Consider the following 15,200-nt stretch of genomic DNA (forward strand, 5'->3'; position numbering starts at 1 on the left):
ACGTATCGTCTGGCCTGCAACCCAAAAACGACACAAAAGCTTACAAAAAAAGGGCAGTGGCTTGCCGTCGTCGGCAAGGGCTTGCCATGTGCTGTCTCGACCCAGCCTCCCCCAGCCATCGCCGTTCGCGATGGCAAGCTCGTCAATGCCTGATTTACGTCCGCCAACCGGCGCTCCTAGTATTCCTGCCAATGACTACTCGCTCACGCCGCTGTCCGGTGTCGATTGGGTCCGTACAACAATAAGTCGAACACGACGAGAGAATGCGATGAAGACCATAACGGCTAGCCCCACGACGGGACCTTCTTCCACGACCAGCGACAACAGCCTGACGTCGGGCCAGCGCTACCTGACCCTCGGCGGCTCCTGGGCAGCCTGGCTGTTCGATGCGCTGGACGCCACGGTCTTCGGCTTCGTGCTGCTGGCCATCGCCAAAACCTTCAACGTCGGCATGGGCGACGTGGTCTCCACCGTCGCCTGGTTCCTGCTGGCCACCGGCATTGGCGGCTTCTTCCTCGGCAATATCTCCGACAAGATCGGCCGCAAGAAAACCATGATGATTTCGGTGTTTGTCTACGGCACCGGCACCCTGCTCTGCGGCTACGCCGACAGCGTGTTGCAACTCAATATTTTCCGTTTCTGCGTCGGTATCGCCGTCGGCGGATTGTGGTCCGCGGCGGCTGCGTTGGTCTCGGAAATCTGGCCACCGGCCGGTCGCGCCAAAGCCTTCGCCGTGATGCAGACCGGCTGGTCGGGCGGTGGTTTGCTGGCGGCGGTGTTTGCCTGGACCTTCCTCAAGACCGATGACCCTGAATCCTGGCGCTCGCTGTTCATCTACGCCTCGATCCCGGCGTATTTCACCCTGGTGTTCATCATGCTGTTCGTCAAGGAATCGCCGGTATGGCTGGCCAACCGCGAGTTCATGCGCCAGAACAGCAACAAAGGTCAGATGATGGAAATCTTCCGTCCGCAGTACCTGAAGATGACCCTGCTGGGCCTGAGCATCTCGGTGCTGGGCATGTACGGCTACTGGATCATCACCACCTTTATGCCGGCTTATCTGCAAAGCATCCTCAATGTGCGCATCGATCAGGCCCCGGTGTTCGTGATCTGGATCGGCATCGGCGCCACCATCGGTTACCTGGCTTACGGTTACCTGGCAGAAGCCATCGGGCGTCGGCTGTCGTTCGCGATCTTCTTCGCCGGCATGGCGATCATGGTGCCGGTGTTTGCCTACTCGGCCACCCTGATGCCATTGACTGACGGCAAGCTGCTGTTCACCACACAGAACATCATCACCCTCGGTTCGCTGGCGGCATTGCTGGGCTTCTTCACCGGTTATTTCAGCGGCTTCGGTGCCTGGTACTCGGAATTGTTCCCGACCAGCATCCGCTCCACCGCGTCGGGTTTCTGCTTCAACTTCGGTCGTGTCGGGGCGATTGCCGGGATCAAGCTGGTGCCGGTCCTGATCCCCTTGGTGGGCTTCACCGCGACCATTTCCCTGGCCTCTGTTTCTTATGCGATTGCCGCCGTCATGGTGTTCACGCTGCAGGAAACCAAAGGCGTTCAACTGACCAGCGGCAACTGACCTCTACCAGTAAGGACTGACTCATGAAAAATTTCCGTATCGGGCAAATCGTTCCTAGCTCCAACACCACCATGGAAACCGAAATTCCGGCGATGTTGACCTCGCGTTACGAGCTGTTCCCGGAAGAACGCTTCACCTTCCACTCGGCGCGCATGCGCATGATGAACGTCAGCTCCGAAGAGCTGAAACGCATGGACGTGGACAGCGACCGTTGCGCGCTGGAACTGAGTGACGCCCGCGTCGACGTCATGGCCTACGCCTGTCTGGTGGCGATCATGTGCCAAGGCGCGGGTTACCACAAAGTATCCCAGGCGCGCCTGAGCAAGACCGTCGAAAGCAACAACGCACCGACGCCGGTGTTGAGCTCGGCCGGTGCGCTGATCGACAGCCTGAACGTGCTGGGCTACAAAAAAGTCGCGCTGATCACCCCGTACATGAAGCCGCTTACTCAGCAAGTGATCGACTACATCGAAGCCGCCGGTATCGAAGTCACCGATTCCATCAGCCTGGAAGTGTCGGATAACCTGGCAGTCGGTCGCCTCGACCCGATGAACCTGGTCGGTCACGCTGATCGCCTGAACATCGGTCAGGCCGATGGCGTGGTGCTCTCTGCCTGCGTGCAAATGCCGTCGCTGCCAGCGATTCAAGTGGTTCAGGATCGCCTCGACATGCCCGTGCTGTCGGCCTCGGTCAGCACCGTGTATCAGATCCTCAAAACCTTGGGCCTGAAAGCGCAGGTGCCAAATGCTGGCCATCTGCTCTCCGGTAAGTTCTGACACCTTGAGTTAAGGGGTACTATCGGCGGAGTCTCGATTGATGATGCCCCTTATGAAACTCGATCCTGTATCCCTGCGCCTGTTCGTCAGTGTCATTGAAGAAGGCACGATTGCGGCCGCAGCCAAACGCGAACACATCGCTGCGGCAGCGGTCAGCAAACGCCTGAGTGAGCTGGAAGAGCTGCTCGACTCGCAATTACTGGTGCGCACCAACAAAGGCATCACGCCGACGGCAGCAGGTATTTCCCTGTTGTACATGGCCCGCAGCGTGCTCAACAACCTGAATGAAATCGTGGTGCAGATGCACGATTTCTCCCACGGGCGGCGTGGCTCCATTCATGTGTTGGCGAATATCTCGGCCATCACCCAATTCATGCCGCCGCTGCTCAAGTCCTTCATGGACTTGTACCCGCAGATCAAAATCACCCTGGAAGAAAAAGAAAGCGTCGCCATTACCAAAGGCGTGGCGGAGAACCGCGCGGACATCGGGATCTTCACCCGACTGCCTCATGGTTCCGACGTTGAGGTCTATCCATTTCGTACTGACAAGCTGGTGTTGTTGGTGCCCGACGGCCACCCGTTGGCCGGTCGTGACAGCGTGACCTTTGCCGAAACCCTCGACCATGAGTACGTCGCCCTGCGCAGCGGCACGCATTTAAATTTCCAGATGATCAAAGCCGCCAGCGACGTTGGGCGTTCGCTCAAGTTGCGTATGGAAGTGTCCAGCTATGACGCGCTGTGTCTGATGGTTCAGGCCGGTATCGGGATTGGGATTCTGCCTCAGGGCAGTGTGGATATTTACAACATTCAGCATGCGAAAACCCTGACACTTGATGAGCCATGGGCTTTACGGGAATTGACCTTGTGCGTGCGTTCGCGGGAGGCGTTGTCGATTACGGCGCGGTTGTTGTTTGATCATATGTTGGCTTCGTAATAGTCGTAGGGTTTTTGATACTTATCCCTCAAACGTCTAAAACGCTGTTTTTTTTGGAGGTTTACCCATGGATCGCCTGTCTGCCCTGCTCACCCACTTTGGCGTGCGTGCCGGGACGTTTTTCAGCGGTGATTACTGCGGGGTGACCGCGTTCGACGAACCCTGCGGCCACATTCATTTGCTGCAAAGCGGTCAGGTGCAGATTCGCCTGGCGGATAACAGCGAACACCTGATCAGCGAGCCGACCCTGATCTTTTTCCCTCGCCCGTACCACCACCGCTTAAGCGCCATCGAAACCGACTTCACGCAACTGGTCTGCGCCACGCTGAATTTCAATGGCGGGGTGAATAATCCACTCTCGGCGGCGTTGCCTGATTACCTGCTGCTGCCACTCAAGGACATGCCGATGCTGGGCACCACCCTGGAGTGGCTGTTCAGCGAAGCCAGCGCCGATGAATGCGGGCGCGACGCGACCATGGACCGGCTGTTCGAGTTATTGGTGATTCAACTGCTGCGCTACTTGCTGGCCACCCATAACATGGCCAGCGGCATGATGGCCGGGTTGGCCGATCCGCGCCTGTCGCGCGCCTTGAACCAGATGCACGAGAACCCGCAGCAAGCCTGGACCGTGGCCGACCTCGCCACCACCGCCAACATGTCCCGCGCCAGTTTCGCCGCACACTTTCATGCCGTGCTAGGGCAGCCGCCGGCAGATTATTTGATGAGCTGGCGCATCAGCCTGGCGCAGAAGCGTCTGCGCGACGGCAAACCCATCGCACTGATCGCCGATGAAGTCGGCTACGAAAGCCCGTCTGCCCTCGCCCGCGCCTTCCGCCGCAAGACCGGCACCAGCCCGCGGGACTGGTTGCGCAGCCAGACCCAGACCGCCTGAAGTCACGCCAACGGATAGAGCGCGTCGTCGAACTGGTTCAGCCGTGGGAATACCAGCGGCTGATCGTCTGCCAGGTGGATCAGTCGCTGTTCATAGTCACGCAGGAAATCTTGCCGCGCCTCTTGGGTAATGTAAGGCACGTGCCAGGCCACGAAAGGTGGCAGCACGTCGAGTCCGACATACGCCAGAGTCCCGCGCAGGATCGGGCGCAGCATGTCTTCCAGCGGACCGTGAATCGCGCCCTCACCGAACATGTGTTCGCGCCCGCCGAGGGTGACGCTGACCAGGGCTTTCTTGCCCCTCAGGCCGCCTTGGTCGTAGAAGCGCTTGCCGCCATAGCAGACGCCGGACACCAGCACCCGGTCGATCCAGCCCTTGAGCATGGCCGGTGCCGAGAACCAGAAAATCGGGAAGTTCAGAATCAACAAATCGGCCCACAACAGCTTGTCCAATTCCTGCTGGATGTCCGCGGCAATCGACTGTTTCTTCACCCCGAGGCGTTGTTCCAGGGCGTAGACCAGATACTCCGGATCTTCCCTCGAGGAGAAATCATCAGCGCCGGCCACCGGGTTCCAGTTCATTGCATAAAGGTCTGAGACCTGCACCGTGTGCCCTTGCGCTTGCAGTGTTTCCAGCGCCTGGTCGCGCAAGGCGGCGGTGAACGATTTCGGCTCCGGATGAGCGTGGATGATCAATACATTCATCAATATTTCCTTAATGGGCAAAGGCCTGCTTGAGTTCGATCAGGGTCACGCCAGCATGCCCGAAGCCGATGCGCAGGTCTTCCTGTAAGGCCTCAAGGGAACGCGGCTGCTTGACCGTGCAACCAAAGGCACGACCGAGTGCGGCGAAATCCGGGTTACGCGGCAGCACGCCGATGGGTTCGATATCGAGGCTGAGCATGTCGTCGCGGATCTGGCCCAGCGCATCGTTGTTCCACAGCAACACCACCAACGGACTGTCCAGCTCCTCCACCGCCGTGGCCAATTCCTGCGCGGTGTAGAGAAAACCGCCATCGCCGACCAGCACCAGGCCCGGCCGCTGCGGTGCACCGAACTTGGCGCCGATCCCCGCCGGCAAGCCATAACCCAAGGTCCCGTAGCCGGTGGGGTGCAGCCAACTGCGCGGGGCATGGCTGATAAAGGCGTAGTTGCCGGTGTAGGCCAGTTGCGTCATGTCGCTGCTGATCACGGTGTTGTCCGGCAGCACGGCCGAGATCCGGTCGAGAATCGCTTGGTGGATTAACTGCAACGGGCCGTGGCCGGACCTGACCGCTTCCAGCAGTTTGCTCACCGCCTGAGTCGCCGCGCTGGCGTCTCGCGGTTGCGTGGGCAACAACGCGAGCAAAGCGTCGACGGTCTGCCGTGCATCGCCCTGGAGTGCTACGGCACACGGGTAAAAATCGTTGAACTTGCGTGCGTCAATGTCGACACGCAGCAGCCTGGCATTCAGCGGCAGACGCTCGCGCCAGTAATCGGTGTCAGCCATTTCGGTGCCGACCGCCAACACCACGTCGGCTTCTGCGATCAGCTTCCAACCGGGCTCGATACACAAGGTCGACCCGGCATTCAGCGGTGCATCGGCGGGTAACAACCCCTTACCGGCGACGCTGGTGAACAACGGCGCGGCCAGTCGTGTACTGAGGGCGTGCAGCCCGGCAGCGGCGTCCAACGCACCACCGCCGGCAATGATCATCGGCCGCTTAGCCGCTTGCAGCGTGCTGGCGGCTTGCTGCAAGGCCTCCGCCGACGGCAGGCCACGTCCGGGACGGCGCACGACTTCGTGGCTCCAGTCGCGAGCCACCGTTGCCGAGAGCACGTCCAGCGGCACTGAGATATGCACCGGGCGTGGGCGCTCGCTGTCGAACACCGCGTAGGCGCGGGCTATCAATTCCGGCAGGTCTTCTGCGCTCAAGGCCACGGCAGAAAAGGCCGTGATCGGCGCCGTCATGGCGCGCTGGTCCTGGGTTTCATGCAAGCAGCCCCAGCCTTTGCCGAGACTGGCGCTGTGGTTGACGCTGGAAATCACCAGCAGCGGAATCGAATCGGCATACGCCTGGCCGATGGCCGTGGCGGCGTTGGTCACGCCGGGGCCGGTAATCACAAAACACACCCCCGGCTTGCCGCTGACCCGCGCATAACCGTCGGCCATGAAGCCGGCGCCCTGCTCATGGCGGGTCAGGACATGACGAATACCGCTGCCGGGCAAACCACGGTACAGCTCGAGCGTATGCACACCCGGAATGCCGAAGACGGTGTCGACCCCGTAATTGGCCAACAGACGCACCAACGCCTGGCCGCCGGTCAAGGGCGTGACTGCAACGGGGCTGAGCAGAGACGTTTCGATAGCCATACAAGTCCTCGAACGGTTGTTGTCGTGAGTCAAGGAAACGATTGATGGCCATACTAAACGACTGTTCAGCACGACAGCAAGGCACTAATGAACGACTGTCCAGCAAGCATTGAGGGCTCGGATCGTGTTTTTGATTCTGCCCGGAGGGCGTAGGAACTGGCTTGCCTGCGATCGAGCGCGTAGCGGTCGTAAATACGAGTTTTCGGGTGTGACTGACACTGCGCGTCGTCTGGTTTTACTGCCGCTTCGCAGCAGATCGCGAGCAAGCTTGCTCCTACGCCCTCCGGGCAGAAGCGAAATTGCAAGTCCTAGACCACACAAACAAAAAGTCCGACTCGGCTCATCGCCTCGTCGGACTGTTTAATTGCAAAAACGCCTGCTTAGAAGATCGAGATCGGGTAGTCGGCGATCAGACGGAATTCGTCGATGTTGCCTTCAGCCTGATCGGCGTTGCCCCGATGCCACGCCTGACGCATGCGTAACGACAAGTCCTTCGCCGGGCCGGTCTGGACCACGTATTTGGCTTCGACGTTGGTTTCGTGGTGCTTGCCGTCCTCGCCGTAACCATAGTTGTGATACGGGTTGTCGATCGCGATATGCGAGCCGTCGATGTCATCACCGTGGGCATACCGCGCCATGAAGCTCAGGCCCGGAACGCCGTAGCTGGCCAGGTTGATGTCGTAACGCGCCTGCCAGGATTTCTCGCCAGGACCGTTAAAGTCCGAGTACTGGATCGAGTTGGCCAGGTTGATCGAGTCAGCGGTATCGCCCGGGCCGTTCTTGCCGAATGCCACGTAGTCGAACGGCGTATCGCCATGCACCTTCTGGTACGCGATGGTCACGGTGTGCGCCGTCAGGAAGCTGTACGCAACAGCCATGGAGTAAGCGGTGTTGTTAATGGCACCGGCTTTGGCCGACCCTTCATCGAGGGTGCGGTAAAGGTTGAGGTCAAAGTTCAGCGATTGCTTGTCCGAGATCGGCAAGGTGTAGTTGGCGTTGGTGTAGTACTGATGCCAGACATCTTCAAGTTCGGAGCCGTACAGGCTGAACGACAGACTGTCGCTGATCGCGTATTTACCACCCACGTAGCTGATGCTGTTGGCTGTCACATTGGCGTATGAAGCAAACAGATCATGCTCGTGGTTGGTGGTCACGGGACCGTCACCGCCCGTGAAGTGACCGGCATCCAGTTCGAGGTCCTTGATGTCGCTGCTGAGCAGGTTGAAGCCCGTGGCCGTTTGCGGGAATAAACGCGTACCACCGGCAGCAAATACCGGGGCCGTCGGCTGCAAGTCACCCCACAGCAATTCGGTCTTGGACACACGCACTTTCAACGCGCCGCCCGCACGACCGTATTCGTCTTCCGTCTCGCCATTGCCCTTTACCGGCAGGTTGCCCGTGCCCGCAGTGCCTTTGCCACCGTCCAGTTTGAACGCCCAGTCACCGAAGGCTTCTACACCAAAACCCACGGTGCCCTGAGTGAACCCCGAGCTGTAGCTGGCCAACACACCTTGCGTCCAGTCGATGCGATCGTTCTTGCCATCTTTAACGTTCCGGTTGAAGTAGTAGTTTTTGAGGTGGACAGTGAGACTGCTGTCCTCGACAAAGCCTTTTGCATCCGCTTGATCCGAGACAACCCCTGCCGATGCCATTTGGCAAACACCGAGAGAAACTGCAAGGGTCACGAGATTCCACTTAACAGGTATCATTTTTTGACTCCCCTGATTCTAATTAGCCATCGCCAATAAACACATGAGCTACAGAGAGTCCCCCTGAGTTCAGGCGAATAATTAACAATAGATGAGTTTTGGCAGATGGTCTTAAAACATTGAAACCGCGTTATTAGCCACGGTGATATTAAGGGCTTTGGCGCCCTGTCTTTTTATATCTTCAAGCGTGGGTTGTTCCCTCACGTCGGAAACTTTTAACACTTCGGGATCAAACGGTTACGTCGATTATCATGATAGTCACTATCGACCTTCATAATAGTCGCTCCGATTAATCCGATGTTAAGGTAACTCCCGATGATTGATCACGCCTCGACCGCCTTCTGACTCCGCATCAGAGGGTTCCGATTGGCTGCTCTACTTCATCATTCCTTTGGTAACGTTTTTTTTGCCACCACACTTCTCATGTGCGGTGGCTTTTTTCTGCCTGAAATTCAGCTATTCAGAGTTGCGCCGGAATACCCTCGGGCGTGCTCAAACCCACAACCAATCCGTCATATATTAAAGGCCTGATGTATGGCGTCGCCGCTGCCTTGCCAGTGTTTCAGCAGCAGAACAGCGGGTATTTCATCAACATCAGCGCGGGCGATTGCCTATGCCTCGCCGAGGTTCTTCGAACCTTATCGCAGCCTCCGGCAGCTCCTACCGGGGACCAGCGTGTGCTCAAGGATCGAGCACCCCGCCACTCCAGCTCTCCGACGGTTTGCTTCCGGTAAACTTGGCCACCACCGCGCCTTGTGGCACCAGCCGATCGCGATAGCGCGTGACGAAACGCCCGGCCTGCGGCGCTCGCAACACCACCTCTGACGTCGGGTCGCCCGGACGCTTGATAATCCGCGCGAAGCGCTCACCTTCCTCGACGTAACAGCCCAACTCTTTCTCGAAAATCAACACTCCCGGCACTGGCGCGAAGATCGACTCCATGTGCCCCATTTCCACCGCCACCCCCTGCCACGGCGACAGTTGCTGCGTGGTCGAATCTGCCGCGACCACCCCACGGTGGCACAGCCAATCGTATAAGCCCTGGGCGTCCTGTTCGGCCAGTGCATCGCTGACATCCCCTTGCCCGCGCAGCTCGATGGTCGCCGCGAGTTTGCCCACGCTGTTCTGTGCCAGCCACGGCGCGATGATCACTTCCTCGAATGAACCGTCGCCACCATCGTCCCAGATAATCGCTACATCAGCGTGCAACGCCGCCGCCAAATCCGCGCCTGCCGGCCAGCAACTGCGATGCATATACAGATAAGGCAAGGCCTCGTCATCGGTGTGCAGGTCGAGGACATAATCGGCCTCCGCCGCCAGCCCCACCAGCGCCCGCTGCCACAGGGCAAAGTTGCCGGTCGGCCGGGTCAGCGACAGCGAATGATCGAAATGCCGGTTGAAGTTCTGCCCGCTCGACTCATGAAAACGACCCACCCCACGGCCCCAACGGAACTGTCCGATGCCCAGCGGATTGGCCTGGGGCACCACGGTGATCGTGCCGTTGATGCGCCCTTCGTATTCAGCCTGATGCAGCCGCTCCAACAACAGGTGCAAGACCAGCATCCCGGCAATTTCATCGGCGTGCAGGCCGGCTTGCAGGTACACCGACGGTGCACTGCCCTGCCCCTGAAAACGCCAGGCGGCGACCGCCACAGGCTCGCCGGAATCGCCGGGCACTTTCACAGAAATATCGTCAGCCATACCCTACTCCCGGTGAATCATCGAACCACTAGTGGAAATTGAACGAACGCTCAATTACTCTCGACATCTACGCCACTCCTAAGCCCTGCCTACGGGGCCCACTCCTAAAGGAACTACTGTGGAACTCGATGGCCGTAAATTTCGCCGCGCCGAACCGGATGAACGCCGCGAGCTGTTGATCAGCGCCGCACTCAAGTGCCTGGCCGAAGAAGGCCATGCCGGCATTTCCGTCCGCCGTATTGCCAAGGAAGCCGGGGTCTCTGTCGGCCTGGTCAATCATCACTTCGGCAGCATCGATGTGTTGATTGCCGATGCCTATCAGAAGCTCTCGCTGGGCATGACCAATGCCCTGCAATTGGAAGTCGATCAAGCCGGCAACGCTGCCGAGCGCATGGACGCGTTTCTGGTCGGCTCGTTTTCACCCCGAGTGCTCGACCCCAGCCTGCTCAGCGTCTGGGTGGTGTTCTGGAGCCTGGTTCGTCATTCCCCGCACGTCAGCAATGCCCATGAACAAGGCTACGGTGCTTATCGCAACTTGCTGGAACGCCTGCTCAATGAACTGGCCGACGAAGAAAACTTCCAGATCAACAACGCCTCGCTGGCCGCCATCGGCCTCTCGGCGATGCTCGACGGCCTGTGGCTGGAGTGGTGTCTGAACCCCACCACCTTTGGCGCCGACGACGCGCTCGACATTTGCCGGCGCTGGGTCAACGGTCTACGGCGCGGCGCCTTCGGCGGCAACGACAACCCTTGAAGTCCTTCGACCAAACACCATCGCCCGTTTGAACGCGGCATCCTGTAACGCCAGAAAACCATAGGCCAGCAAGCAAAACAGAACGCCTTGCAACGAACGATCGATGCCCCGCCGATTCACTTCAACGACCGGCGCAGCGGTGTGCCGCGTCGCTCACCCAGGGCAAACAGGCCCTCGATGATAAACGTCAGGCACACGTAGATCAGCGCCACCAACAGCAGCGGCTGATAGATCTGGAAGGTCTGCGCCCGCACCACATTGGCCGCGCCCAGCAGGTCGATCACGGCAATGGTCGAGGCCAGCGCGGTGGACTTGAGCAGCATTACGCTCTCGCCGGCCAGCGTCGGCAGCAACAGACGCAACGCCCGTGGCAAGCGCACCCGCAGCAGCGTCTGACGCGGCGTCATGCCAAAGGCCGACGCGGCTTCCATCTCGCCCTTGGGCACCGCCATCAGCCCGCCACGCACCACCTCACCGACATAGGCGCCTACCGACAGCACCAGGGCAAAGACGATGTACCAGTAACCGTCACGCAGGTACGGCCAGAAAATACTGCCGCGCACCCACGGAAACTGCGCGAACAGGCTGCCCAGCCCGTAATAGAAAATGTAGATCTGGATCAGCAGCGGCGTGCCACGGATCACGCTGGTGTAGCCCAGACTGGCATGGGCCAGCAGGCGATTGCGCGACAGCCGCGCCAACGCCGTGAGGATCGCCAGGGCAAAGCCGAACACACTGGCAATCAGCAGGATCGAGATTGTAGTCTTCAGCCCGTTGAGCAACAGGCCGACGTATTCGAGCATCCAGGTTGGCATCATCGACATTCACTCAGACCAAAGGCATCCAGCGCCGGATGCGCCGTTCCAGCCGCCCCGACATATGGTTGGAAAACAGCGTCACCAGGTAATACAGCGCAGCCGCCGACAGGTAAAACAGCAAATACTGACGCGTGGAACCGGCGGCTTGCTTGGCGGTGTACAGCAGTTCGTTGGTGCCGACCACGCTGATCAGCGCGCTGTCCTTGATCAGGTTGATCCACAGATTGGCCATGCCGGCCAGGGCGAACGGCGCCATCATCGGCAACGTGACCCGACGAAACAAACCGATCCCCGACAGACCAAACGCACGGGCGGCTTCGATCTGCCCATGGGGAATCGCCAGGATCGCCGCACGAAAGATCTCTGAGGCGTAGGCGCCCTGCACCATGCCCAACACCACGATGGCAACCCATGCACCGTTGACATTGATCGGGGCGAATCCAGCCCAGTCCAGGGCCGCGTTCAGCCCCATGGAACCCACGTAATACAGGATCAGAATCATCAACAATTCAGGCACTGCGCGAAACAGCGTGGTGTAGATCCTCATCGGCACGGCCAGCGCCCGTGAGCCACTGAGTTTGCCGCAGGCGAGCAACAGCCCGAGCACGATACCGACCACAAACGAGCCCGCCGATATCTGCAGCGTGACCCCTAACCCTTGAAGCAATGCGTGACCCCAGCCTTGGGAGCCGAGACCGATCAACTCAAATGCCGATGCCATAGGCACGTCCCCCTGGTGACCGCCCCTTGCGGAGCGGTGCTACGACGTTAGAAATTCGGCTTGACGCTGATATCGAAGTACTTGCCGGAAATCTTGTCGTAATCGGGGCTTTTCAACAGTGTGGTAATCGCCGTGTCGAGCTGAGCCTTGAGCGCGGTGTCGCCTTGGCGCATGCCCGCACCAACGCCTTCGCCGAATATCGGGTCATGCGGAGCGGTCGCCAGGTTGGCGAGTTTTGCTTGTTTGGCATCAGGCGTTTTGACAAACGCATCGACCGCCGTGCCGTCAGCCATGACCAGATCGATCCGGCCCGCCAGCAGATCGGCGTTCGCCGAATCCTGAGTGTCGTAATATTTTACATCGGCAATATGTTCATATTTCGCTTTCATGAAATTGGCACTGACCGTGGAGATCTGTACGCCAACGGTTTTGCCTTTCAGACCTTCTGGAGTGACCTCGACTTTAGTGCCCTCGCGGCCGACAATCCCGATCGCCGAGTCGTAGTAAGGAACACTGAAGGCAATCTGTTTTTTACGTTCATCGGTGACTGACATCGAAGCGAAAATGACGTCGATCTTTTTCGCCAACAACGATGGGATGATCCCATCCCAGGCGATTTCATCGATCTCGCATTGGCTCTTCATTTCTTCACAGAGCTTTTTGATCAGATCGATTTCAAAGCCCTGCCATTGCCCATCCGGTCGCTTTTCCGCGAAGGGCGGATAAGGTTCGGCTGCCACGCCGAAGTGAAGGGTTTGTGCCTGCGCCATGCCGGTGCCAGCCAGGAATAACAACGTTGCGCTACCCAGCCATTGTGCGAGTGTTCGATTGCTCATGCCGATCCCCTTGGTTGTTGTCGCTATTTTTGTTGTTGTTTTTCATATACCCGTGGTCGTTGTGACCCAGTGTGAATCGAGGCAAGCATTAACGGGTGTGTAGCATTAACGAGTGTGTTGCGCGTTGACGAACTGCCGGCAGCGCTCGCTGTCCGGGTGTACGAAGACATCGTTGGGGCTGCCGGTTTCCTCGATCAGCCCTTGGTGCAGGAACGCCACTTGCGACGAGACATCGCGGGCGAAGGCCATTTCGTGGGTGACCAGAATCATCGTCCGGCCTTCTTCGGCCAGCGAGCGAATGACCTTCAGCACTTCACCCACTAACTCCGGGTCGAGGGCCGAGGTCGGTTCGTCGAACAGCATGACTTTGGGCCGCATGGCCAGGGCCCGGGCAATCGCCACGCGCTGCTGTTGACCGCCGGACAAGAACGCAGGGTATTCATGGCACTTCTCGAACATCCCGACCCGATGCAGCAAAGCTTCGGCCCGCTCGATAGTTTCCGCGCGACTCTCGCGCAGCACCTGAATCGGCGCCTCGATCAGGTTTTCCAGCACGGTGCGATGGGGCCACAGGTTGAAGCTCTGGAACACCATGCCCAGGCTTGAGCGTATGCGGATCAGCTGTTTCGGATCGACCACATGCGGCTGGTCATAACGGTCGCGCCCGAGGTCAATGCATTCACCGTCGACGCACACCCGGCCCTGGTCCGGCACCTCCAGCATATTGATGCAGCGCAGCAGCGTACTCTTGCCGGAGCCGCTGGCGCCGATCAGCGAAATCACATCACCTTCGCGGGCAGTCAATGACACGCCCTTGAGCACTTTCACCGCGCCGAAGGCCTTGTGGACGCCCTCGACCTCAATCATCTTTTTTACCGGCCTGGCTTCGACCTTGATCGGGCTGACCGCAGCGGCGGACAGGCTGCGTGGCGCTTGCGGCTGCAACCCCTGGACGAACGCCTTGATGCGTTGGCAGGCCTTGGCCAGTTGTTCTTCGCCGAGCGTAAACGACAAACGCACAAACCCTTGCGCCGGCTCACCAAACGCGGCGGCGTCGAGCACCGATACGCCGGCTTCACGAAACAGGCGCCAGGCGAAGTCCAGCGAGCTGAGCCCGGTGGCGCGCACATCCACCAGCACGAACATGCCCGCCTCCGGCTTGAGTACCGTGAGCCCCGGACAATCGCCCAATGCGCCCACTACCAGGTCGCGGCGACGGCAATAGATGTCGCGCATGCCGGCCGTCACTTGATCGTGAGCCAACACCGCCGTCAGCGCCGCTTCCATCACAAAACCAGGCAACCCATAGAGCATGCTCAACAGCAGGGTTTCCGCGTGGCCGATCAAGGTCGGCTCAGCGATAATCCAGCCGATGCGCCAGCCGGTCATGGCGTGGGATTTCGACAAGCTGCCGACCACCACGCAGCGTTTTTCCATGCCCGGCAAGCTGGCGAGGCTGACGTGTTCGCGTTCATAACAGAGGCTTTCGTACACCTCGTCCACCACCACCCACAGGTCGTGGGCAATCGCCAGGTCGGCAATCGCTTGCAGCTCTTCGACGTTGAGCATCACGCCAGTGGGATTGTTCGGGTTGGAGAGGAAAATCGCCCGAGTGCGCGGGGTAATGGCGGCGGCCAGACGCGCCGCATCCGGGCGGAAACCAGCCCCGGCGTCGCAGGTCACCCGCACCAAACTCGCGCCGGAGGCTTTCAGCGTGGCTTCGTAGGTGACGTACATCGGGTCCAGTACGATCACTTCGTCACCGGCCTGCAACAGGCACATCGAGGTGACGAACAGCGCGTTCTGCGCCCCGGCGACGGTGATCACGTTTTCTGCTTGAACCGGACGCCCCAGACAGGTGGCATAGCGCTGAGCGATTGCCTCGCGCAACGACGGCCGGCCGGCGATGTCGGTGTAGTGGGTGTCGCCGCCGCGCAGGGCGTCGACGGCAACATCGGTGATGAAGTCAGGGGTGGGGAAGTCCGGGTCACCGACACTGAGAATGATCACGTCCTCGCCGTTGCGCTGGGCGTCGAAGGCCGCATGGTGAATGTCCCAGGCCGCCACGCCATGGCCGGTTATTCGTTCAACGAAAGGGGAAAAGCGCATGCCAGGACCT

General features: G+C 59.5%; 13 protein-coding genes and 1 pseudogene. 6 read left to right on the forward strand and 8 right to left on the reverse strand.

What is annotated here, in order from left to right; all coding sequences use genetic code 11:
- The first annotated feature begins 268 nt into the window (after positions 1-268).
- The 4 genes from ACF0H7_RS16930 to ACF0H7_RS16945 all read left to right on the forward strand — a co-directional run bounded on the left by ACF0H7_RS16930 (position 269) and on the right by ACF0H7_RS16945 (position 4,190).
- The gene (locus ACF0H7_RS16930) at positions 269-1,588 is read left to right on the forward strand and encodes an MFS transporter (protein WP_397448062.1); all 1,320 of its coding nucleotides are present in this window, start codon (positions 269-271) and stop codon (positions 1,586-1,588) included.
- A 23-nt stretch (positions 1,589-1,611) separates the two neighbouring features.
- Positions 1,612-2,364, forward strand: coding sequence for an Asp/Glu racemase (locus ACF0H7_RS16935; protein ID WP_397448063.1), 753 nt, complete (start codon positions 1,612-1,614; stop codon positions 2,362-2,364).
- Between the two features lie 52 nt (positions 2,365-2,416).
- Positions 2,417-3,298, forward strand: a complete 882-nt coding sequence (locus ACF0H7_RS16940) for a LysR family transcriptional regulator (RefSeq protein ID WP_397448064.1) — start codon at positions 2,417-2,419, stop codon at positions 3,296-3,298.
- 67 nt (positions 3,299-3,365) lie between these two features.
- Positions 3,366-4,190: a cupin domain-containing protein gene (locus ACF0H7_RS16945; RefSeq protein ID WP_397448065.1), complete on the forward strand. Its 825-nt coding sequence runs from the start codon at positions 3,366-3,368 to the stop codon at positions 4,188-4,190.
- A gap of 2 nt (positions 4,191-4,192) precedes the next feature.
- On the opposite strand, the gene ACF0H7_RS16950 is transcribed toward ACF0H7_RS16945, so the two are convergent.
- The 3 genes from ACF0H7_RS16950 to ACF0H7_RS16960 form a co-directional block, all read right to left on the reverse strand.
- Positions 4,193-4,894, reverse strand: coding sequence for an NAD(P)H-dependent oxidoreductase (locus tag ACF0H7_RS16950; protein WP_397448066.1), 702 nt, complete (start codon positions 4,892-4,894; stop codon positions 4,193-4,195).
- Between the two features lie 10 nt (positions 4,895-4,904).
- Positions 4,905-6,542, reverse strand: a complete 1,638-nt coding sequence (locus ACF0H7_RS16955; RefSeq protein WP_397448067.1) for a 5-guanidino-2-oxopentanoate decarboxylase — start codon at positions 6,540-6,542, stop codon at positions 4,905-4,907.
- A 380-nt stretch (positions 6,543-6,922) separates the two neighbouring features.
- Positions 6,923-8,251, reverse strand: coding sequence for an OprD family porin (locus ACF0H7_RS16960; RefSeq protein ID WP_397448068.1), 1,329 nt, complete (start codon positions 8,249-8,251; stop codon positions 6,923-6,925).
- 518 nt (positions 8,252-8,769) lie between these two features.
- Between ACF0H7_RS16960 and ACF0H7_RS16965 the strand changes: the two are divergent.
- Positions 8,770-8,853, forward strand: a pseudogene (locus ACF0H7_RS16965) (oxidoreductase); the annotation flags it as partial.
- A 79-nt stretch (positions 8,854-8,932) separates the two neighbouring features.
- On the opposite strand, the gene ACF0H7_RS16970 reads toward ACF0H7_RS16965, so the two are convergent.
- On the reverse strand, positions 8,933-9,952 hold the full coding sequence (locus ACF0H7_RS16970; RefSeq protein WP_397448069.1) for a succinylglutamate desuccinylase/aspartoacylase family protein: 1,020 nt from the start codon (positions 9,950-9,952) through the stop codon (positions 8,933-8,935).
- 118 nt (positions 9,953-10,070) lie between these two features.
- Here ACF0H7_RS16970 and ACF0H7_RS16975 point away from each other — a divergent pair, with 118 nt between their 5' ends.
- The gene (locus ACF0H7_RS16975) at positions 10,071-10,706 is read left to right on the forward strand and encodes a TetR/AcrR family transcriptional regulator (RefSeq protein WP_397448070.1); all 636 of its coding nucleotides are present in this window, start codon (positions 10,071-10,073) and stop codon (positions 10,704-10,706) included.
- 116 nt (positions 10,707-10,822) lie between these two features.
- On the opposite strand, the gene ACF0H7_RS16980 is transcribed toward ACF0H7_RS16975, so the two are convergent.
- The 4 genes from ACF0H7_RS16980 to ACF0H7_RS16995 form a co-directional block, all read right to left on the reverse strand.
- The gene (locus ACF0H7_RS16980; RefSeq protein ID WP_397453922.1) at positions 10,823-11,524 is read right to left on the reverse strand and encodes an ABC transporter permease; all 702 of its coding nucleotides are present in this window, start codon (positions 11,522-11,524) and stop codon (positions 10,823-10,825) included.
- A gap of 10 nt (positions 11,525-11,534) precedes the next feature.
- Complete coding sequence (locus ACF0H7_RS16985; RefSeq protein ID WP_397448071.1) at positions 11,535-12,245, reverse strand: ABC transporter permease; 711 nt, start codon at positions 12,243-12,245, stop codon at positions 11,535-11,537.
- A 47-nt stretch (positions 12,246-12,292) separates the two neighbouring features.
- A complete protein-coding gene (locus tag ACF0H7_RS16990; protein WP_397448072.1) occupies positions 12,293-13,081 on the reverse strand; it encodes a transporter substrate-binding domain-containing protein in 789 nt (262 codons plus the stop codon).
- A 105-nt stretch (positions 13,082-13,186) separates the two neighbouring features.
- Positions 13,187-15,190, reverse strand: a complete 2,004-nt coding sequence (locus tag ACF0H7_RS16995) for an aminotransferase class I/II-fold pyridoxal phosphate-dependent enzyme (protein ID WP_397448073.1) — start codon at positions 15,188-15,190, stop codon at positions 13,187-13,189.
- Positions 15,191-15,200: the final 10 nt, after the last annotated feature.

The organism is Pseudomonas sp. NA-150, from assembly GCF_044336365.1.
Lineage (GTDB): Bacteria > Pseudomonadota > Gammaproteobacteria > Pseudomonadales > Pseudomonadaceae > Aquipseudomonas.